The sequence below is a fragment of the Xenophilus sp. Marseille-Q4582 genome, from assembly GCF_916700565.1.
In the GTDB taxonomy this organism is placed as follows: domain Bacteria; phylum Pseudomonadota; class Gammaproteobacteria; order Burkholderiales; family Burkholderiaceae_C; genus Xenophilus.
In genome coordinates, this window is record NZ_CAKAKO010000001.1 from 1,004,198 (window position 1) to 1,022,850 (window position 18,653).

Here is an 18,653-nt window from a genome sequence, read left to right on the forward strand (position 1 = left end):
GGGCACTCATGGGGTGGGGTCCTGCGAGAGAACGACTCGGGTGTGCAGCCTGCTGCCGTCATCGCTGGCGCGCGCCGGCGGCCGCCATGTGATGGTCACGTCCACTCTGTCGGGCTCCCCAGAGACGGAGGTGATGCTGCCTTCCCCGTTGGGCAACTGGGCGGCCACGGCGTTCTCCCACGCAGTCAGCGTGTCGGCGTCCAGAGTGACCGAGCGCTGCATCCACATCAGGCTCGCTGCATCGTCTGCCAGCATGGCGGCGCGGTTGCGGTCCTCGGCTTCGCCGGACATCTCCATCGTGCGCGCCTGCAGCCCGATTAGGCCCAGCAGGCCCAGCGACAGCAGCAGCACTGACACCAGCACTTCGATGAGGGAAAAGCCGCGCGCGTGGCGCGTGCGCACGCCCGGTCGTGGCGCGCGCTGGAGGTGAAAGTCGTTCATGGAAGGAAGGTCTGTGCGTGTCTTGCGGCACGAGTGGTGCGATCTCAGGCCGGGCAACCGTCGGGGAAGGTCGCCATGTCCTTGTCCCGGTCGCACATGCGCACCTGCCCGCCCACGCTGACGAGCACGCGCAGGCGCCGCGTGGCTTCCGTGCGGCCTACGTCCAGGCTGTGCTGTGCCGAGCCGGAAGGCAACTGGCAGTTGGCACTGGTGATGCCGGGTGAGGTGTTGGCGACGAGACGCCCCAGGGTGTTGAAGCACAAGGCCGTCGGTCCAGTCAGCGTCACGCCTTCCCCCACGTCGTTCACCACGCCGGTGTCCAGCAATTCCCGGCTTTCGCTCGAACCATCCAGGGGCACGGTGTAGGTAGCCCAGTACTTGCCATTGGCCTTCGCCGCCACCGTGTCGCCGCTGGCCGTAGGTTTGTCGTCGGTGAGCACGAAAACCACCTGCCGGCTGCGGCGCAGGGCTTCTGCCTGGGCACTGCGCACGCCGTTTTGCAGCGTGCTGGCCACGGCGCGCACCTGGTTGTTGCGGATCCATTGCGCCATGGAAGGCACGCCGATCATGAGCAGGATGGCCAGGACGGAAATCGTGACCATCAGCTCGACGAGCGTGAATCCCCGGGCACGGTCGGGCGTGCACCATGGGCATGAAGGCTTGGTCAGCACGCTTGGCCCTTCTTGAGAATCCAGGCCGTTGCGCAGTTGCCCCAAGGGCCGGTGGTGGAACGCACGTTGCGTTGATCGATCTTGAACGTGAACCCGTCGCCGATGGCCTGGATGGTGAAAGCAGCGTCGGTGGGGGTGCCATCACAGGACAAAGCGAAACTGCCTGCCACGCGGCTGGTGCCACAGGGCGTGGTCACGCTGTTGGCCGTGGCGTAGGTGCGGTGGTTCTGGTAGTGGCGCTCCATGTCGGCGCGCAGCGTCTGCAGGCCGGCCGTGCCTTCTGCGATACGCCCGCGCAATACGTAGTCTCGGTAGCCGGGATAGGCGATCGCCGCAAGGATGCCGATGATGGCCACGACGATCATCACTTCAATGAGCGTGAAGCCTTTTTGCAAGCGGGCGGCGCGCCTGCGCGCAGAGGGGCGAGGAATCGTCAACATGCGGTGCTGGAGTGGGTGGAGCGTCAGGTCATGATCACTCACGTTGGTGTCATGATTGTCTCAATTGTGTTCAATTGCAATTCCGCTGGGCGCGCGGAATCTGCCGCTCGTCGTCGCCCCGACCGCGGGAAACGTGAATACGCGCCGAACCTGCCCCTCGAACCCGCCCCGGCGTCCGTGCTCTCGCGTGGGCTCGTGCGCCGTTCTCAGCGCCGCGCCACGTCCTGCAGGCCCAGCGCCGACCCGTTGTTGCCCCAGCTTCCGCGCACGTAGGTCAGCACGGCCGCGATGTCCGCGTCCTCCAGCACATGGCCGAACGGCGGCATGCCGTGGGGGCGCGGGTTGCCCGCGGTGGCGGGCAGGTAGCCGCCCTGGCGAACCATCCGGACCAGGTTGGTGGGCGGGGCCAGGGCCACGGCGCGGTTGCCGGCCAGGGGCGGGAAGGCGCCGGGCTGGCCCTGGCCCTGTTCGCCGTGGCACCAGGCGCATTGCTGGGCGTAGATGCGCTCGCCGCGCAGCATCTGGGCGCTGGGAGGCGCCCCCGGGGGCGCGGCAGGCGGGGCAGGGGTCGCCGCCTGCCGGTCGGGAATTGCGCGCAGGTACCGGGCCATGGCCTGCAGGTCCTCGGCTTTCAGATGCTGGGTGCTGCGGTAGACCACCTCGGCCATCGGGCCGCTGACCGAGGCGTGGCGGTTCAGGCCGGTCTGCAGCAGGGCGACGACATCTGCTTCGCTCCAGCGCATCACGCCGGCTTCGCGCGAATCGTCCAGCGCGGGCGCATACCAGCCCAGGCCGGTGAGCAGGCCGCCGCCCAGGCTGCGGCCCGTGTCGGTCGCACCCAGCGCGTTGCGCGCGCCGTGGCACGCCATGCAATGGCCCAGGCCGCCGACCAGGTAGGCGCCGCGGTTCCATTCGGCGTCCTGGCCGGGCTGGGGCTCGAAGGCCGCGGGCCGGAAGTACAGGGCGCGCCACACCGCCAGCGCCGCCTGGGTGCTGTACGGAAAGCGCAGGCTGTGGGCGCGGTTGGCCTGTTGCACGGGCGGCAGGGTGCGCAGCCAGGCGTAGAGCGCGTCGCTGTCTTCGCGCGTGATCTGCGTGAAGCTGGTGTAGGGAAAGGCCGGGTACAGCAGGCGGCCGTCGCGCGAGCGGCCATGGTGCATCGCGCGCCAGAAATGCGCGGCGTTCCAGGCGCCGATGCCGGTGCGCTCGTCGGGCGTGAGGTTGCCGGCGTAGACCGTGCCGAAGGGGGTGGGCAGGCCCACGCCGCCCGCGTAGTCGGCGCCGCCCGGGGCCGTGTGGCAGCCCGCGCAATTGCCCGCCAGCGCCAGGTAGCGGCCGCGCTCGATCTGCTGCGCACTGGCCGCCAACGCAGGCGCGTCGCTGGGGATCGGCGCTTCGCCGCGCAGGTTGAGCCAGGTCACGGCCGCGGCGGCCAGGGCCGCCAGCGCCGCCACCGTGCCCAGGGCCAGCGCCACGCGCAGGCCGCGGCGGGACGCGCGCGGCGCCGTCATCGCGCGGCCCCCGCCGAAGCTGCCTGCGCCTGCGCACTGCAAGGCTGCGGCAAGGGGTGCGCTGCCGCGGGCGCCGCCTGCGTCGTGCTGGGCATGGGCTGGGCCGACAGCCAGCCGGCCACGGCCTGGATGTCGGCCGGCTGCAGCTTGCGGCCCACCTCGGCCATGCAGTCGGGCGGCAGTGCGCGGCGCTCCCCGGTCAGCCAGGCGCCCAGCTGCGACGCGATGTACAGGCGCGGCAGCCCCAGCAGGCCAGGAATGCCGGGCTCCGTGCCCGTCAGCGCCGCGCCGTGGCAGCTCGCGCAGGCCGGCAGGCCGCGCGCCGGGTCGCCCTCGAACACCAGCGTGCGCCCGCGGGCCAGCACCCCGGGGGCCAGGTCCGGCGCGGCGGGCGGTGGGTAGGGGTAGCGCAGCCCGGCGAAGTACGCGGCCATCTCGCGCAGGTAGGCGTCGCTCAGGTTGGTCAGCAGGTGGTTCATGGCCGGCTGCAGCCGGCGGCCGTCGCGGAAGTTGCGCAGCTGCTCGTACAGGTAGCCGGCCGGCTTGCCCGCGATGCGCGGGAAATAGCCCGAGTTGGTGGCTTGGCCGTCGCGGCCGTGGCAGGTCACGCAGGCCGCCACGCGCGGCGCCATGTCGGACGCGGCCGGCTGGGCCAGGGCGGTGGCGCCCGGCGCCGCCAGCAGCAGGGCGAGCCAGCAAGTGGTGAGGATGTTGCGGATCGGCATCGGTGGAACTGTTCTGGGGCGCGCGCGCAGGAACCGACCGTAGCAGATTCGCGCCGGGCTCCTGGCCCCGCGTGCCCCGCCCGGTTGTCAGTGCGCGTGCAGCGGGCCGCGGGTTTCCGCAGGCCCGCACGCCATCCTGCCCGCGGTCGATCTGCACCGGTAGACTCAGTTCTGTGGATATACGACCGGATCAGATGGCGCGCAGCGCCGGCCCGCTGCGCTACCAGCAGCTGGCCGACGACCTGGCCGAGGCCATCGCGGCCGGCCTGCTGCGCGCGGGCGAGCGGCTGCCTTCGGTGCGCGCCATCTGCCGGGAGCGCGGCCTGAGCCCCTCGACCGTGTTCCAGGCCTACGCGCGGCTGGAAGCGCAGGGCCTGGTCGAAGCACGCCCGCGCTCGGGCCATTACGTGCGCGCGCGGCGGCCCGCGCCCCGCGCACCGCAGGCGGCCCGGCCGCAGGCGCAGGCGCGGCCGGTGGCGCTGAGCGACCTCGCCTTCGAGCTGGTCGCCGGCGCGCAGAACGCGGCGCTGGTGCCGCTGGGCTCGGCCTTTCCGGCCTCGCACCTGTTTCCCTTCGACGCACTGGCCCGCTGCGGGGCGCGCGCCCTGCGGCAGGTGCCGCCGGCGCAGATCACCAGCGCGCGCACGGCCGGCGACCCGCGCCTGCGCCACCTGCTGCGCCGCCGCTACGCGCTGCACGGCGTGGCGCTGGAGGAGGACGAGCTCATCGTCACCAACGGCGCGCTGGAGGCGTTGAACCTCTGCCTGCAGGCCGTGACGCGCCCGGGCGACGTGGTGGCGGTGGAGTCGCCCACCTTCTATGCCGCGCTGCAGGTGCTGGAGCGCCTGGGCCTGCAGGCCGTGGAAGTGCGCACCGACCCGGCCACCGGCGTGGACCTGGACGCGCTGCAGGCCCAGCTGCGCCAGCGCCGCGTGGCCGCGCTGTGGTGCATGCCCAACTTCCAGAATCCGCTGGGCGCGCTGATGCCCACGGCGCACAAGCAGGCGCTGGCCGGGCTGCTGGCGCAGCATCGCCTGCCCATGATCGAGGACGACGTGTATGGCGAGCTGCATGCGGGCGCGCGCCGGCCGCCGCCGGTCAAGGCCTTCGATGCCGAGGGCTGGGTGCTGCACTGCGCCTCGTTCTCCAAATGCCTGGCGCCGGGCTACCGCGTGGGCTGGGCCGCGGCCGGGCGCTTCGGCGCGCAGGTGCAGCGGCTCAAGACCATGGGTTCGCTGGCCACTTCGCTGCCGCCGCAGATCGCGGTGGCGGAATACCTGGCGCAGGGCCACCTGGAGCGCCACCTGCGCCGCCTTCGCGGCGCCCTGGCCGCGCAGCAGGCGCAGGCCCAGGCGGGGGTGGCGCGCCACTTTCCTGCCGGCACGCGCATGACGCGGCCGGCGGGCGGCTACTTCCTCTGGGTGGAACTGCCCGCGCAGGTGGATGCGCAGGCGCTGCACCGGCGCGCGATGGCCGAATCCATCAGCACCGCCCCCGGCGTGCTGTTCTCGGCCGACGGGCGCTTCACGCACCACCTGCGGCTCAATGTGGGCCACCCGGGCGATGCGCGCTTCGCGCCGGCCCTGCAGCGCGTGGGCGAACTGGCGCAGGCGCTGGCGGCCGCCCGGGCCTGAGCCCTCGGCCCAGGCCTGTCAGCGGGCGGCCGTCCGCCGGCCCAGGCGCACCAGCCCGGTCGACAGCGCGACCCCCACCACGATGATGGCCGCGCACATCAGCATCCAGCCCGTCACCCCCTCGCCCAGGAACAGGGCGCCGTAGGCAACGGCGAAAACCGGCACCAGGAAGGTCACGGTGAGCGCGCGCTGCGGCCCGGCGTTGGCGATCAGGCGGAAGAACAGGATGTAGGCGAAGCCGGTGCAGGCCACGCCCAGCGCGATCAGCGCCAGCCAGGCACGCAGGCTGGGCGGCTGGGCCGGCCACAGCCACAGGGCGGGCAGCGCCAAGAACAGCGTCGCACCAAGCTGGCTGCCGGTGGCCGTGGCCAGCGCGGGCGCGCCTTGCAGATGCTTGCGCGTGGCATTGGCGGCAATGCCGTAGCTCACGCAGGCGCCCAGGCAGGCCAGCACGGCCCAGACCGCCTGCGGCGCAGCCGGGCCGGACCCGCCGGCGCCCTGCAGCCCGGCCGAGCGGCCGGCCAGCAGCGCCACGCCCGCGAAGCCGATCACCAGCCCGGTCAGGCGCGAGCCGTCCGGCCGGTCGCCGAACCAGGCCCAGGCCACCAGCGCGCCGAACATGGGCACGGTGGCGTTGAGCACGGCGCCCAGCCCGGCGTTGATGGTGATCAGCGCGAAAGCGAAGAGCGCGAAGGGCAGGCCCGAGTTGAGCACGCCGATGGCCAGGGCCGGCTTCCAGTGTTCGCGCAGCGCAGGCATCTGGCCGCGCAGGGCCAGCAGCGGCAGCAGCGTGAGCGTGGCCACGGCCACGCGCAGCGCGGCCGTGGGCAGCGCGCCGAACTCGGGCGCGCCGATGCGCATGAACAGGAAGGACGCGCCCCACAGCGCGCCCAGCAGCACCAGGTCCAGCAGCCAGGGCTTGGGCGCTGCGGCGGCCGGCGCCGCAGCGCCGGCAGGGGCGCGCTCGGTCGAAGGTGCGGCGCTCATGCCCGCGCCCCGGCTGCCGTGGCCGCCGGGCGCGCCGGCGCGGCACCGGCGCGCGGGGGGCTCGCCCCTGCGCTGGGCGCTGCCAGGCCTTCGATGCCTTCCAGCGTCAGCAGTTGCACCTTGCGCGGCAGTCCGCCCGCATAGCCGGTCAAGCTGCCGTCGGCGCCGATCACGCGGTGGCAGGGCACCACCACGCTCAGCGGATTGCGCCCCACGGCCGCACCGACGGCGCGCGCGGCCGCGGGCTGCCCGATCTGCGCCGCCAGCGCGCCGTAGCGCAGGGTCTGGCCGCGCGGAATGGCGCACAGCGCGCGCCACACCGCTTGCTGGAAGGGCGTGCCATGCGACAGATCCAGCGGCAGGTCGAAGGCCGGCCGCCGGCCGGCGAAGTAGTCGAGCAGCTGGCGCTCGGCCTCGCGCAGCAGCGCGTCGCCTTCGTCGGGCGCCCAGCGCTGCACGCAGCGGCTGTCCGGGCTGTGGCGCTGGCCGTCGAACCACAGGCCGGCCAGGCCGGCGTCGGTGCGCGCCAGCAGCACGGCGCCCAGGGGGGTGGCGATGCGCCGCTGGCGCAAGGGCAGGGAAGGGGGGAATCTCATGGCAACGCTCGGGATGTTGTGTGGATGTAGGAAGCGTGTTTTGACCTCATGCCGGGGCTGCGCCGCGCCGCCGCGGGCGGTGGCAGCGCCGCCCTCAGGCCGCCGCGTGCCAGGCCCGCAGCACCGCGTAGCTGCGCCACGGCCGCCAGGCTTGCGAGGCGTCGGCGGCCGCGCGGGCGCTGGTCACGCCCAGCGCCTTCTGCAGGGCAATGTCTCCGGAGGGGAAGGCGTCGGGCCAGCGCAGCGCGCGCATGGCAATGTACTGCGCCGTCCAGTCGCCGATGCCGGGCAGGGCCTGCAGGGCGGCACAGGTGCGCACCGGGTCGGCGCCCGGGTGCAGCGGCAGGCGGCCTGCCAGCGTCTCGCGCGCCAGGGCCTGCATCGCGGCCTGGCGCTGGCGCACGATGCCCAGGCCGCCCAGCAGGTCCGGGTCGGCGCCGGCCAGCGCGGTGGGCGTGGGAAAGAGCCGGTCCAGCCCCGCGAAGGGCGTGGCGAGGGGCTCGCCCAGCGCCTGCACCAGCCGCCCGCCCAGCGTGCGCGCGGCCGCGACGGTGATCTGCTGGCCCAGCACGGCGCGCACGGCCAGCTCGAAGCCGTCCAGCGCGCCCGGCACGCGCAGGCCTTCGCCGGCCGGGAAGTCGGCGCCCAGCACGGCATGGATGGGCTGCGGGTCGGCGTCCAGGTCCAGCCAGCCGCGCACGCGCGCGATCAGCACGGGCAGCGCAGGCGCCAGCGATTCGGACAGCTGCAGCCGCACGCGGGCCGCTTCGGCCTCGAAGCGCAGCTGCAGCCAGCCGGTGTGCGTCTGCCCGGCATGCGTGAGGCGCAGCGTGCGCTGCAGGCCGGGGCCGTCGGCGGCCGGCTGCTCGGCGCCCGGCAGCGCGCGCCGGGCCAGGAAGCCCTGCATGGCGGCCACGTCATAAGGCGGCCGCCAGGCCAGCCGGACCTCGAGGTGGCCCGCGCCCGGGGACGCGCTGCCTGCCGGCGCGGCGCGCCGCAGCGCGCCCGGGCTCAGGCCGTAGTGCTGGGCGAAGGCGGCATGGAAGCGCCGGGCGCTGCCGAAGCCGGCGGCGCGCGCCACTTCGGCCATGGGCAGCCGCGTGTCGGCCAGCAACTGCTTGGCCGCCAGCAGCCGCCGCGTGAGCAGGTACTGCAGCGGCGAGACGCCGAACTGCGCCTCGAAGATGCGGCGCAGGTGGCGGTCGCTCACGCCCAGGCGCTGCGCCACCGCAGCCGCGCCCGGCGCACGGCCTTCCTCGGCCCAGGCCTCGGGTTCGTCCATCAGCCGGGCGGCCTGCAGCGCCAGCGTGCGGGAAGCGTCTTCGGTGCTCCAGGCCGCCGCCAGGGCGGCGCTGGCACGCGGGGCCAGCTCGGGCCGGCAGCGCAGGCAGGGGCGAAAGCCCGCCGCTTCGGCCTGCGCCGCGTGGCGGTAGAAGCGGCAGTTCTCGCGCCGCGGCAGCTTCACGCGGCACACGGGCCGGCAGTAGATGCCGGTCGAGGTCACGGCGGTGAAGAAGGCGCCGTCGAAACGCGCATCGTGCGTTTTCATCGCAAGGTAACAGGCGTCGCCATCCGTAGCGTCGATGGGAGCGGGAGCAAGGGCCATGAGGCATCTTAGGTGCCCGCGAGGCAGTGGCTGTGCCATTTCCGGACATGCGACTGCGCGTGGCCCCACAGAGGGTCCGCCGGCCGCTGCCGATCGTCGAAAGGGGCGGTCGTGGCGCTTTCTGCGCCATTTCCCGCCCCGCCCTCGCGCGGATTTAGGCCCCCTGTCCGACGCGGCCCGCCCAGGGGCCGGTGCCTACAATGCCGCGCAGTTCCTGCCGCGAGCGCCGGCGCCCGTCGCCCCGCGCGCCGCCCGGCGCTTCGGCCATCCCACCCCGAGAAAATTCATGCAACTGAGTCCCAGCATCTTCAAGGCCTACGACATCCGGGGCGTGGTGCCCGCCACGCTCGACACCGAAGTGGCCGAGGCGCTGGGCCGGGCCTTCGGCAGCGCCGCGCGCGCGGCCGGCGAGCGGGCCGTGGCCGTGGGCCGCGACGGCCGTCTGTCGGGGCCGGCGCTGGCCGAGGCGCTGATGCGCGGGCTGGTGGCCACGGGCATCGAAGTGATCGACATCGGTGCCGTGACCACGCCCATGCTGTACTTCGCGGCCAGCACCCTGGCCACCAGCGGCATCCAGGTCACGGGCAGCCACAACCCGAAGGACTACAACGGCTTCAAGATGGTGATGGCCGGCCGCGCGATCTACGGCGACGAGATCCAGGCCCTGCGCCGCGTCATGGAGGACGGCAGCGCCGTGCTGGCCGAAGGCGGCAGCGTGCGCCAGGTCGACGTGATGCCCGCGTACGTGGAGCGCATCGTGGGCGACATCAAGCTGCAGCGCCCGCTCAAGATCGTGGTCGATTCGGGCAACGGCATCGCCGGTGCGTCTGCGCCGGCGATCTTCCGCGCCATCGGCTGCGAAGTGACGGAGCTGTTCAGCGAGGTGGACGGCAACTTTCCCAACCATCACCCCGACCCGAGCAAGCCCGACAACCTCAAGGACCTGATCGCGGCCCTGCAAAGCGGGGATGCCGAACTGGGCCTGGCCTTCGACGGCGACGGCGACCGCCTGGGCATCGTGACCAAGGACGGGCAGAACATCTTCCCTGACCGCCAGATGATGCTGTTCGCGCAAGACGTGCTCAAGCGCGTGCCGGGCGGCACCATCGTCTACGACGTGAAATGCTCGCAGCGTCTGGCGCCCGCCATCGAGGCCGCGGGCGGCGTGCCCATGATCTACAAGACCGGCCACTCGCTGATCAAGGCGAAGATGAAGGAAGTCGATTCGCCGCTGGGCGGCGAGATGAGCGGCCACATCTTCTTCAAGGAGCGCTGGTTCGGCTTCGACGACGGCACCTACGCCGGCTGCCGCCTGCTGGAGATCCTCTCGGGCAGCGCCAATGCGAGCGCCGTGCTGAACGCGCTGCCCACCAGCTTTTCCACGCCCGAGATCAACGTCAAGTGCGCCGAGGGCGAGCCGCATGCGCTGGTCGAACAGCTGCAGAAGACGGCGAAGTTCGACGCGCCGGCGCAGGTCTCGACCATCGACGGCATCCGCGTGGACTGGCCGGACGGCTTCGGCCTGATCCGCGCGTCCAACACCACGCCGGTGCTGGTGCTGCGCTTCGAAGGCCATTCGCAGGCCGCGCTGGCGCGCATCGAGGCCACCATGACCGCCCTGCTGAAGTCGGTCAAGCCCGACGCCGTGCTGGGCGAGGCCGCGCATTGAGGGAAACGGCACGGGCCGGTGCGTGGAGTGTCACAGTGAAGCGGTGCGGCGGTCCGGCCGCGCCAGGGATCGTTGAAGCGTGAGTGGTCGTTCGATTTCGCTGCGCCTGTATGGCCTGTTCATGCGCATGGCGCAGCCGCTGTTGCGGCGCAAGCTGCGCCGCCGCGCCAAGGCCGAGCCCGGCTATGCCGTGGCCGTGGAAGAGCGCTTCGGCCTCTATGACCCGGCGCTGTCGGGCACCGACTGGTGCTGGATCCACGCCGTGTCGCTGGGCGAGACGCGCGCCGCCGGCGTCCTGATCGCCGAGCTGCGCCGCCAGCTGCCGGGCGTGCCCATCCTGCTGACCCATGGCACGGCCACGGGACGGGAAGAGGGCGCCAAGCTGCTCCAGGCAGGCGACCTGCAGGTCTGGCAGCCCTGGGACACGCCGCAGGCCGTGGGCCGCTTCCTGGACCGCTTCCGCCCGCGCGTGGGCGTGCTGATGGAAACCGAGGTCTGGCCCGAGCTGACGGCCGCCTGCGCCGAGCGCGGCATCCCGCTCACGCTGGCCAACGCGCGGCTCAACGCGCGCTCGCTGGCCCGGGCCGAGCGCATGGCCTGGCTGGCGCGGCCGGCCTATGCCGCGCTGGCGGCCGTGTGGGCGCAGAGCGAGGCCGACGCGCACCGGCTGGTGTCGCTGGGCGCCAAGCTGGGCGGCGTGTTCGGCAACCTCAAGTTCGACGCGGCGCCCGACGCGCGCCAGCTGGCCCATGCCGAGGCGCTGCGCGCGCGCATCGACCGGCCCGTGATCGTGTTCGCCAGCTCGCGCGAGGGCGAGGAGCGCCAGCTGCTGGAAGCGATCAAGCATTACTGGGTGGTGGCGCCCAGCGAGACCTTGCGCGGGGCCACGCGCGGCGCCCCGCGCCTGCGCGCCTGCGACGTGCAGTGGATGATCGTGCCGCGCCATCCGCAGCGCTTCGACGAAGTGGCGGCGCTGATCGAATCCATGGGCTTTGCCTGCGCGCGCCGCAGCACGGCCGACGGCACGCCGCGCGAGAACGAGGTCTGGCTCGGCGACTCGCTGGGCGAGATGGCGCTGTACTACGGCATGGCGCAGGTGGCGCTGCTGGGCGGCAGCTTCGCGCCGCTGGGGGGCCAGAACCTGATCGAGGCGGCGGCCTGCGGCTGCCCGCTGATCCTGGGGCCCTCGACCTTCAATTTCGCCGAGGCGGCCGAACTGGCCCTGCAGGGCGGCGCCGCGATGCGCGTGGACGACCTGCAGCAGGCCGTGGCCCATGCGCTGGCGCTGGTGGCCGACAAGTCGCGCCATGGCGGCATGGTGCAGGCCGCGCAGCTCTTCGCGGGCAGCCACCGCGGCGCGGCCGAACGCACGGTGCATGCCTTGCTGACGCTGGTGCAGCAGCGGCCGGAGCCGGTGATCCCCGACGTGCCGCACGAGACCGTGCCGGCGCCCTTGCCCGCGGAGCCCGGCGCGCCAATGCCGAATGGCGGGGCCGCTTCGCGCGTCGAGCCGCGGCTGGATTGAGCGCATGCCGCCATCATGGCGGCGGTGCCTCCTGCGAACACCGCCGCTCTCAGCGTGGGGTGCCCGCGGCCGGCGCCGCCAGCGCTGCGTTGACCGCCGGCAGGTCGGCGGCCGTGAGCGAGCCGTTGGCTTGCCGCAGTTTCAGTTGGCCCAGCAGCAGGTTGTAGCGCGCCAGGGCGAGGTCGCGCTTGGTCTGGAAGAGCTGGCTCTGCGCGTTGAGCACGTCGATGTTGATGCGCACGCCCACCTGGTAGCCCAGGCGGTTGGCGTCCAGCGCGCTCTGGCTCGAGGCCTCGGCCGCTTCCAGCGCCCGGACCTGGCTGGTGCCCGCCTGCAGGCCCAGCCAGGCCGTGCGGGTGGCCTGGGTGAGGCGGCGGCGCGTGTCGTCGAGCTGGGCCTGGGCCTGGCTTTCCAGCGCCAGGGCTTCCTTGATGCGGTTCTCGGTCGCGAAGCCGGCGAACAGGGGCACGTTGAGCTGCAGCCCCGCCTGCGCCGCATGCACGCGCGTGCGCAGCGGGGTGTCGATCATGCCCTGCGGGTTGTTGACCACCTGGTAGCCCAGCGTGGCGTCCAGCGTGGGCAGATGGCCAGCGCGGGCCTTGTCGACTTCGAGGCGGGCGATCTCGCGCGCCAGCTGCGCCTGCACCAGCGCCGGATGCGCGGCTTCGGCCTGGGCCAGCCAGGGCTGCAGTTCGGCCGGCGCCAGCGCGGGCAGGGCCACGGGCTGCGCCAGCGGCCAGGGCAGCGTGCTGCGGCCGGTCAGCTCGTCCAGCGCCAGCTGCTTGACCTGCAGGTCGTTGCCGGCGGCGATCTCCTGCGCGGCCACCAGGTCGTGGCGGGCCTGGGCCTCGTGCGTGTCGGTGATGGTCGCGTTGCCCAGCTCGAAGTTGCGGCGCGCGGCGGCCAGCTGCTCGGCCACGGCGGCCTTCTGCGCGCGCACCAGCGTCAGCGTGTCGCGCGCGCCCAGCACGTCGAAGTAGGCCTGGGCCAGCCGCACGATCAGGTCCTGCTCGGCGGTCTGCAGCTGGGCCTGTGCGATCTCGGCCTGGCGCTCGCCCTGGCTGCGCGTGGCCCAGTTGGCGGGCCGGTAGATCGGCTGCGTGGCCTGGATGCCCACCTGCTGCGTGCTGAAGTCGCGGGCGGCCTTGCCCGCGTCGGCCCGCACGTCGGCTTCGGTGCGCGACACGCCGGCGGCCAGCCCCACCTGGGGCAGCACCGCGGCGCGCGCCTGGGCGCCGCGGGCGCGCGTGGCGTCGGCCTGTGCGAGCGCGCCCTGGTAGGTGGCGTCATGGACGCGCGCCGCCTCGTACAGATCGACCAGGCTCTGGGCCTGCGCGGGCAGCAGGGCCAGGCTCGCGGCCGCAGCCAGGGCGCGCAAGGCGCACCTGCCGGTGTGCAGGAACAGTTGCATGGCGGGATCGGCGAAGAAGGGAAGCGCTTCAGTAGCGCGGCACGGCCGGGTCCACCGTGAGCGACCAGGCATCGATGCCGCCCGCCACGTTGGCCACCTGCGCGAAGCCGTGGTGCTGCAGGAACAGGGCCACCTGCTGGCTGCGGCCGCCGTGGTGGCACAGGCAGGCGATGCGCTGCCCGTCGGCGTCCAGCTCGGCCAGCCGCGCGGGAATCTCGTGCATGGGAATCGCCACCAGCGTGCAGCCGCCGGGGCTCACGCTGGCGGTCTGGCGCTCCCAGGGTTCGCGCACGTCCAGCAGCACGGGCGCGGCATCGCCGTCCTGGGCGAACCAGGCCGCAAGGTCGGAAGGGCGGACTTGGTCGATCATGGTGTGCGCGCGAGGAGGAATCAGAAACTGAAGCGCGAGGGCTCGGGGAAGTTCAGCAGGCGCGGGGCCACGGTGTCCCAGGGCTGCTGCGTTTCCCACTTGCCTTCGGACAGGCGGGTGACGAAGTGGGCGCGCATCATGGGTTCCTCGCCCACGATGGCGGCCAGGCGGCCGCCGTTGTTCAGCGAACCCAGCAGGTTCTGCGGCACGCGCGCCACCGAGCCGCTGAGCACGATCACGTCGAAGGTCGGGCCGCTGGCCAGCGGCTTTGCGCCGTCGGCGTGGCGCACCTCCACGTTGCCGACGCCGTTGGCGCGCAGCGTCTGGGCGGCTTGCTTCGCCAGCTTCTCGTCGATCTCCAGCGTCAGCACCCTGGCCGCGCGATGTGCCAGCAGGGCGGCCATGTAGCCGGAGCCGGTGCCGATCTCGAGCACGGTGTCGGTGGGCTTGACCTGCAGGTCCTGCAGGATGCGCGCTTCCACCTTGGGCGAGAGCATGCACTGGCCGGGATCGCGGCCGTCGCCCAGCGGCAGTTCCATGTCGAAGAAAGCCATCGAGCGATGGACGGCGGGCACATAGTCTTCGCGGCGCACCACCGACAGGAGGTCCAGGATCTGCGGCTCCAGCACGTTCCAGGGGCGGATCTGCTGCTCGATCATGTTGAAGCGCAGGGCTTCAGGACTGGTGGGGGCGTTCATGGCGTTCTCGAAACGGACGGTGATAGGGGCAAACCCCTCATTCTAGGAGGCGCAGGAAGGCGGCTGCCCGCGTGCCGCCGGGGTGCACAGCCCGCGCAGCACGGTGTCGGACAGGGCCTGCAGGTAGCGCTCGGGGTCGAGTTCGGTGTCGACGCAGGCGTTGGCCGAATGGCGCCACAGCATCAGGAAGAGCATGGGCGCGATCACGGCATAGAGGGTGTGGTCGATGTCGGCGATCTCGAATTCGCCGCGCGCCACGCCGCGCTCGAGCATGCGGCGGATCAGCGCCTGGCCCGGGCGCACCACCTCGCGGCGGTAGAACTCGGCCAGCTCCGGGAAGTTGCGGCCCTCGGCCAGGATCAGCTTGGTGATGCCCGAGGCCTGGGTGAGCCCCACGCGCTCCCACCAGGTGCGCATGCAGTAGCGCAGCATGTCGGGCGTGCTGCCTTCGAAGTCGACGAATTCCTGCTCCCATTGCGCGAACAGGCCCGCGATGTTGTGCTTGACCACGGCCTGGAACAGCTCTTCCTTGGTCTTGAAATAGAGGAAGAGGGTGCCTTTGGAGACGCCTGCGCGCGCGGCCACTTCCTCCACGCGCGTGGCGGCGAAGCCCTTGTCCACGAACAGGTCCAGCGCCGCCTGCAGCAGCTCGCCCGGGCGCGCTTCCTTGCGCCGCGCACGCTTGGCGCGCAGGGGGCACAGCAGGTGGCTGATCGGGCGGTCGGGCATGGAAGCGCAATGAACTCGGGGCGCGGAAAAAGGCGGGCGGGCAGCCGACCGGGACGGGCCGGTCTCTTAATGACTCGCGGGTTAGTAATGTGCCAAAGCGCGGCGCATGCGTCAACCCGGCACAATGTCGCCCTTTCGCGCGGCAGACCGTGCCGTAACGTCCTCACTCGGAGCACCCGCATGGCCCTCGACAACGATTCCCTGGACACCCTGGTGCTGGGCGGCGGCTGCTTCTGGTGCACCGAAGCGGTCTTCGACCGCGTGGAGGGCGTGGTGGACGTGGAGTCGGGCTACTGCAACGGCCATGTGCACCGGCCCACGTACGAGCAGGTGTGCTCGGGCACCACGGGCCATGTGGAAGTGGTCAAGCTGCGCTTCGACCCCGCACGCATCAGCCTGCGCCAGCTGCTCGAGATCTTCTTCGCCGTGCACGACCCGACCACGCTCAACCGCCAGGGCAACGACGTGGGCACGCAGTACCGCAGCGGCATCTACACCGTGAACGACGCGCAGACGCAGGAAGCGCAGGCGCTGATCGCCGAGATGGCCGCCAGCGGCGTGTACGCGGGCCGGCCCATCGTGACCGAAGTGGTGCCGCTGGCCAACTACTGGCCGGCCGAGGCCTACCACCAGGACTACTTCCTGAACCATCCGGACCAGGGCTATTGCGCCTTCGTGGTCGGACCGAAAGTGCAGAAGTTCCAGCAGACCTTCGCGGCACACTTGAAGCGCTGAGCACGCCGCTTCCGCTTCTTCTTCCATGCCCGACGCCTCGCGTTTCGCCTCACGCATCCGCCCGCAGCGCCTGCGCCTGTGGGCGGGCTGGCTGGTGCTGGCGCTGTGCTTTTCGGGCACGCTGGGCCAGATGCACCGGGTGGTACATGCGCCCGGACTGGCCGCGCTGCAGGCCGCAGCGCAGCCGGGTGTCGGCACTCAGGCGCACAGCCACGGCCTGAGCCGAATATCGACGCAGGGCCTGAACGAGGCGGCTCATCCGCATGCCCACGGCTGGCTTGACAGCCTCTTCGGCGTGCACAGCGATGCCGAATGCCGCTTGTACGACCAGTTGAGCGGCGACCCGGCCCTGACCGGTGTGCCGCCGGTCGTGCTGCCCCTGCAGTTGCCGATGGCGCAACTGCGCACGCGCGCGGGCGACTTCATCGCCCGCTGGGTGGCGCTCTTCGACGCGCGCGGCCCGCCCTGCGCCTTCGTCTTCCCCCTCTGATTCTTCACCGTGCGATGCGTGGCGCCTGAGGCGCCGCGCCGGTGCGCCTGCGTGGTGCGCCGCCGGCCTTCAGGGCGCACGGCTGACCCCTTTCTGCGCCCCGGCGCGCTGCCCTTGCGGCGGCGTCGGCGCGCGCATCCTGATTTGCAAGAAGACCATGTCCTCCCGTTCCCCTCGCGGCGCTGCGCGCGCTGCTGCCTTCCGTCGCCTGTCCACGTCCCTGGTGCTGCCTGTGCGCCCCCGCCAGGGCGCCGTGGCCGCCGCCGTGCTCTCCCTGCTGCAGCCGGCGTGGTCGCAGGCCGTGGCCGATCCGGCCATTCCCACGCTGGCGCCGGTCACGGTGTCGGCCAGCGGCCTGAACCTGGGCGAAGACGACATGAGCACGCCCGTGAGCGTGCTCGAAGGCGATGCGCTGGTGCTGCGCCGCGGCGCCAACCTGGGCGACACGCTGGCCGGCGAGCCCGGCGTGAGCGCCTCGCATTTCGGCGCCGGCGCCAGCCGGCCCATCATCCGCGGCATGGACGGCCCGCGCGTGAAATTGCTGGCCGACGGCGTGGAGATCCATGACGCTTCCACCATCAGCCCCGACCACGCGGTCACGTCCGAGCCGCTGCTGGCGCGGCAGGTCGAGGTGCTGCGCGGCCCGTCGGCGCTGATCCACGGGGGCGGCGCCGTGGGCGGCGTGGTCAACGTGCTGGACAACCGCATTCCCACGCGCCGGCCCGAGAACGGCTTCGAGGGCAGCGTGGAGCTGCAGGGCCGCAGCGGCGCGCGCGAGGCGGCCGCCGCTTTCGACATCACTTCGGCCTTGACCGACCACCTGATCCTGCACCTCGAAGGCTCGCGCCGCGAGGCCAAGGACTACCGCGTCGGCAAGCACTGGGCGGGCGGCGACAAAGTGCCGGGCAGCGACAGCGCCAACGACAGCTTCTCCGCGGGCCTCTCCTGGGTGGGCGCGCGCGGCTACATCGGCCTGGCCTACAGCACGCAACGCGCGCGCTACGGCCTGCCGGGCCACAGCCACGCGTACGAGGGCTGCCACCCGCACGGCACGCACCTGCACTGCGGCGGCCACGACGACCACGGCCACGGCCATGGGGAAGAGGAGCATGCGCACGACGAGCATGAGCACGCCGACGAGCACGGACACGAGGAAGTGCATGCGCACGCTGACGAGCACGACCATGACCACGACGACCACGCCCATGGCAGCCCGTGGGTGAAGCTGCGCACCGAGCGCGTCGACCTGCGCGGCGAGTACCTGGACCCGTTGCCCGGCTTCACGCGGGCCCGCGTGCGCGCCGCCGTCACGCGCTACAAGCATGACGAGATCGAGGGCAGCGAGGTCAGCACCACCTTCCGCAACAAGGCGCACGAAGGCCGCATCGAGCTGGAGCACCAGCCCATCGCCGGCTGGCGCGGCCTGATCGGCTGGCAGGGCTCGCAGCGGCGCTTCAGCGCGCAGGGCGAAGAAGCCTACGTGGCGCCCACCGACACCCGGCGCCACGCGCTCTTCGTGCTGGAGGAAAAGCGCTTCGGCGACCTGCGTGTGGACGCCGCGCTGCGCCACGAATGGCAAAGCATCGACGTGGACTCGCTCACGCAGCGCGACACGAAGCACCGCGGCACCTCGTTCTCGACCGGGGCGCAATGGCGCTTCCAGCCGGGCTGGTCGCTGGGCGGCACCTTCTCGCACAGCAGCCGTCTGCCCACGGCCGAGGAGCTGTACGCCAACGGCATCCACATGGCGACCAGCACCTACGAGCTGGGCAACGACCAGCTGCGCAAGGAGACTTCGCGCAACATCGACCTGACGCTGGCCAAGACCACGGGCGACACCACCTTCTCGGTCACGGGCTTCCACAACCGCGTGAAGAACTACATCTACGCGAACACGCTGGACGCGTACGAGCGCTTCCAGCTCATCGAGTACGCGCAGCGCGATGCGACCTTCACCGGCGTCGAGGCCAAGCTGCGCCAGCAACTGGGCCGGCATGCGGGCGTGACGGTGTTCGGCGACTACGTGCGCGCCAAGCTGGACGCCGACGCGGGTGGCAACCGCAACCTGCCGCGCATCCCCGCCCAGCGTGTGGGCGTGCGGCTGGACGGCAACTACCAGGGCTTCAGCGCCTGGGGCGAGGTGGTGCGCACCGCGGCCCAGCGCCGCGTTGCGGACTACGAGAGCGTGACGCCCGGCTACACGGTGCTGAACCTGGGCGCGAGCTACCGCATGAAGGTGCAGCGCCTGGACACGCTGTTCTACGTGCGCGCCGACAACCTGACCGACAAGCTGGCCTTTGCCCACACCTCCTTCATCAAGGACGCGGCGCCGCTGCGCGGCCGCAGCGTGACCGTGGGCGCGCGCGTCAGTTTCTGAGGCCGCGACCGGCCGGGCGCGCATGCCGCTGCGCACGG

Annotated in this window: 18 protein-coding genes; 6 read left to right on the forward strand and 12 right to left on the reverse strand. The window is 72.3% G+C overall.

From position 1 onward, the window contains the following. Nucleotides 1–6: 6 nt before the first annotated feature. From pilV to LG388_RS04660, 5 genes are all read right to left on the reverse strand, one after another. Nucleotides 7–441: a type IV pilus modification protein PilV gene (gene pilV, locus LG388_RS04635; protein WP_225781646.1), complete on the reverse strand. Its 435-nt coding sequence runs from the start codon at nucleotides 439–441 to the stop codon at nucleotides 7–9. A gap of 44 nt (nucleotides 442–485) precedes the next feature. Next, entirely contained in the window at nucleotides 486–1,112 is a 627-nt protein-coding gene (locus LG388_RS04640; protein WP_225781647.1) for a prepilin-type N-terminal cleavage/methylation domain-containing protein, read from the reverse strand. Then, entirely contained in the window at nucleotides 1,106–1,552 is a 447-nt protein-coding gene (locus LG388_RS04645; protein WP_304956840.1) for a type IV pilin protein, read from the reverse strand. Before LG388_RS04645 ends, LG388_RS04640 begins: the two co-directional genes overlap by 7 nt. A 206-nt stretch (nucleotides 1,553–1,758) precedes the next feature. After that, complete coding sequence (locus LG388_RS04655; RefSeq protein WP_225781648.1) at nucleotides 1,759–3,063, reverse strand: cytochrome c; 1,305 nt, start codon at nucleotides 3,061–3,063, stop codon at nucleotides 1,759–1,761. After that, complete coding sequence (locus LG388_RS04660; RefSeq protein WP_225781649.1) at nucleotides 3,060–3,788, reverse strand: c-type cytochrome; 729 nt, start codon at nucleotides 3,786–3,788, stop codon at nucleotides 3,060–3,062. The genes LG388_RS04655 and LG388_RS04660 overlap by 4 nt, the downstream gene beginning before the upstream one ends. Nucleotides 3,789–3,982: 194 nt before the next feature. On the opposite strand from LG388_RS04660, the gene LG388_RS04665 reads away from it, so the two are divergent. After that, the gene (locus LG388_RS04665) at nucleotides 3,983–5,422 is read left to right on the forward strand and encodes a PLP-dependent aminotransferase family protein (protein ID WP_225781650.1); all 1,440 of its coding nucleotides are present in this window, start codon (nucleotides 3,983–3,985) and stop codon (nucleotides 5,420–5,422) included. An 18-nt stretch (nucleotides 5,423–5,440) separates the two neighbouring features. On the opposite strand, the gene LG388_RS04670 is transcribed toward LG388_RS04665, so the two are convergent. From LG388_RS04670 to LG388_RS04680, 3 genes are all read right to left on the reverse strand, one after another. Continuing rightward, on the reverse strand, nucleotides 5,441–6,409 hold the full coding sequence (locus LG388_RS04670) for a DMT family transporter (RefSeq protein ID WP_225781651.1): 969 nt from the start codon (nucleotides 6,407–6,409) through the stop codon (nucleotides 5,441–5,443). After that, nucleotides 6,406–7,005: a methylated-DNA--[protein]-cysteine S-methyltransferase gene (locus tag LG388_RS04675; RefSeq protein WP_225781652.1), complete on the reverse strand. Its 600-nt coding sequence runs from the start codon at nucleotides 7,003–7,005 to the stop codon at nucleotides 6,406–6,408. Before LG388_RS04675 ends, LG388_RS04670 begins: the two co-directional genes overlap by 4 nt. A gap of 94 nt (nucleotides 7,006–7,099) precedes the next feature. Further along, nucleotides 7,100–8,611, reverse strand: a complete 1,512-nt coding sequence (locus LG388_RS04680; protein ID WP_225781653.1) for an AlkA N-terminal domain-containing protein — start codon at nucleotides 8,609–8,611, stop codon at nucleotides 7,100–7,102. A 286-nt stretch (nucleotides 8,612–8,897) separates the two neighbouring features. Between LG388_RS04680 and LG388_RS04685 the strand changes: the two genes are divergently transcribed. Further along, nucleotides 8,898–10,280, forward strand: coding sequence for a phosphomannomutase/phosphoglucomutase (locus LG388_RS04685; RefSeq protein WP_225781654.1), 1,383 nt, complete (start codon nucleotides 8,898–8,900; stop codon nucleotides 10,278–10,280). Between the two features lie 121 nt (nucleotides 10,281–10,401). Beyond that, nucleotides 10,402–11,805 carry a 3-deoxy-D-manno-octulosonic acid transferase gene (locus tag LG388_RS04690; protein ID WP_225781827.1) on the forward strand — a complete coding sequence of 468 codons (1,404 nt, stop codon included), beginning with the start codon at nucleotides 10,402–10,404 and terminating at the stop codon, nucleotides 11,803–11,805. A gap of 49 nt (nucleotides 11,806–11,854) precedes the next feature. Here LG388_RS04690 and LG388_RS04695 read toward each other — a convergent pair whose 3' ends face one another. From LG388_RS04695 to LG388_RS04710, 4 genes are read right to left on the reverse strand one after another with little or no spacing between them, the layout of a single operon-like run. Further along, nucleotides 11,855–13,216, reverse strand: a complete 1,362-nt coding sequence (locus tag LG388_RS04695) for a TolC family outer membrane protein (RefSeq protein ID WP_225781655.1) — start codon at nucleotides 13,214–13,216, stop codon at nucleotides 11,855–11,857. Nucleotides 13,217–13,244: 28 nt separating this feature from the next. After that, complete coding sequence (locus LG388_RS04700) at nucleotides 13,245–13,586, reverse strand: rhodanese-like domain-containing protein (RefSeq protein WP_225781656.1); 342 nt, start codon at nucleotides 13,584–13,586, stop codon at nucleotides 13,245–13,247. Between the two features lie 20 nt (nucleotides 13,587–13,606). Then, complete coding sequence (locus tag LG388_RS04705) at nucleotides 13,607–14,284, reverse strand: protein-L-isoaspartate O-methyltransferase (RefSeq protein ID WP_225781657.1); 678 nt, start codon at nucleotides 14,282–14,284, stop codon at nucleotides 13,607–13,609. Between the two features lie 42 nt (nucleotides 14,285–14,326). Continuing rightward, nucleotides 14,327–15,013 (reverse strand): TetR/AcrR family transcriptional regulator, encoded by a 687-nt coding sequence (locus tag LG388_RS04710; protein WP_225781658.1) that lies wholly within the window; start codon nucleotides 15,011–15,013, stop codon nucleotides 14,327–14,329. A gap of 180 nt (nucleotides 15,014–15,193) precedes the next feature. Between LG388_RS04710 and msrA the strand changes: the two genes are divergently transcribed. From msrA to LG388_RS04725, 3 genes are all read left to right on the forward strand, one after another. Next, complete coding sequence (gene msrA, locus LG388_RS04715; RefSeq protein ID WP_225781659.1) at nucleotides 15,194–15,748, forward strand: peptide-methionine (S)-S-oxide reductase MsrA; 555 nt, start codon at nucleotides 15,194–15,196, stop codon at nucleotides 15,746–15,748. A 25-nt stretch (nucleotides 15,749–15,773) separates the two neighbouring features. Continuing rightward, a complete protein-coding gene (locus LG388_RS04720) occupies nucleotides 15,774–16,238 on the forward strand; it encodes a hypothetical protein (RefSeq protein ID WP_225781660.1) in 465 nt (154 codons plus the stop codon). 157 nt (nucleotides 16,239–16,395) lie between these two features. Next, complete coding sequence (locus LG388_RS04725; protein ID WP_225781661.1) at nucleotides 16,396–18,615, forward strand: TonB-dependent receptor domain-containing protein; 2,220 nt, start codon at nucleotides 16,396–16,398, stop codon at nucleotides 18,613–18,615. The last annotated feature ends 38 nt before the right edge of the window (nucleotides 18,616–18,653 follow it).

Excerpts from the sequence above, each read along its gene's own strand:
- LG388_RS04645 (WP_304956840.1), bottom strand. The coding sequence starts at position 1,552 with ATGTTGACGATTCCTCGCCCCTCTGCGCGCAGGCGCGCCGCCCGCTTG.
- LG388_RS04685 (WP_225781654.1), top strand. The coding sequence starts at position 8,898 with ATGCAACTGAGTCCCAGCATCTTCAAGGCCTACGACATCCGGGGCGTG.
- LG388_RS04655 (WP_225781648.1), bottom strand. The coding sequence starts at position 3,063 with ATGACGGCGCCGCGCGCGTCCCGCCGCGGCCTGCGCGTGGCGCTGGCC.
- LG388_RS04690 (WP_225781827.1), top strand. The coding sequence starts at position 10,402 with ATGCGCATGGCGCAGCCGCTGTTGCGGCGCAAGCTGCGCCGCCGCGCC.
- LG388_RS04695 (WP_225781655.1), bottom strand. The coding sequence starts at position 13,216 with ATGCAACTGTTCCTGCACACCGGCAGGTGCGCCTTGCGCGCCCTGGCT.
- LG388_RS04705 (WP_225781657.1), bottom strand. The coding sequence starts at position 14,284 with ATGAACGCCCCCACCAGTCCTGAAGCCCTGCGCTTCAACATGATCGAG.
- LG388_RS04700 (WP_225781656.1), bottom strand. The coding sequence starts at position 13,586 with ATGATCGACCAAGTCCGCCCTTCCGACCTTGCGGCCTGGTTCGCCCAG.
- LG388_RS04670 (WP_225781651.1), bottom strand. The coding sequence starts at position 6,409 with ATGAGCGCCGCACCTTCGACCGAGCGCGCCCCTGCCGGCGCTGCGGCG.
- LG388_RS04675 (WP_225781652.1), bottom strand. The coding sequence starts at position 7,005 with ATGAGATTCCCCCCTTCCCTGCCCTTGCGCCAGCGGCGCATCGCCACC.
- LG388_RS04710 (WP_225781658.1), bottom strand. The coding sequence starts at position 15,013 with ATGCCCGACCGCCCGATCAGCCACCTGCTGTGCCCCCTGCGCGCCAAG.
- LG388_RS04720 (WP_225781660.1), top strand. The coding sequence starts at position 15,774 with ATGCCCGACGCCTCGCGTTTCGCCTCACGCATCCGCCCGCAGCGCCTG.
- LG388_RS04725 (WP_225781661.1), top strand. The coding sequence starts at position 16,396 with ATGTCCTCCCGTTCCCCTCGCGGCGCTGCGCGCGCTGCTGCCTTCCGT.
- LG388_RS04680 (WP_225781653.1), bottom strand. The coding sequence starts at position 8,611 with ATGGCCCTTGCTCCCGCTCCCATCGACGCTACGGATGGCGACGCCTGT.
- LG388_RS04660 (WP_225781649.1), bottom strand. The coding sequence starts at position 3,788 with ATGCCGATCCGCAACATCCTCACCACTTGCTGGCTCGCCCTGCTGCTG.
- LG388_RS04665 (WP_225781650.1), top strand. The coding sequence starts at position 3,983 with ATGGCGCGCAGCGCCGGCCCGCTGCGCTACCAGCAGCTGGCCGACGAC.
- pilV (WP_225781646.1), bottom strand. The coding sequence starts at position 441 with ATGAACGACTTTCACCTCCAGCGCGCGCCACGACCGGGCGTGCGCACG.
- msrA (WP_225781659.1), top strand. The coding sequence starts at position 15,194 with ATGGCCCTCGACAACGATTCCCTGGACACCCTGGTGCTGGGCGGCGGC.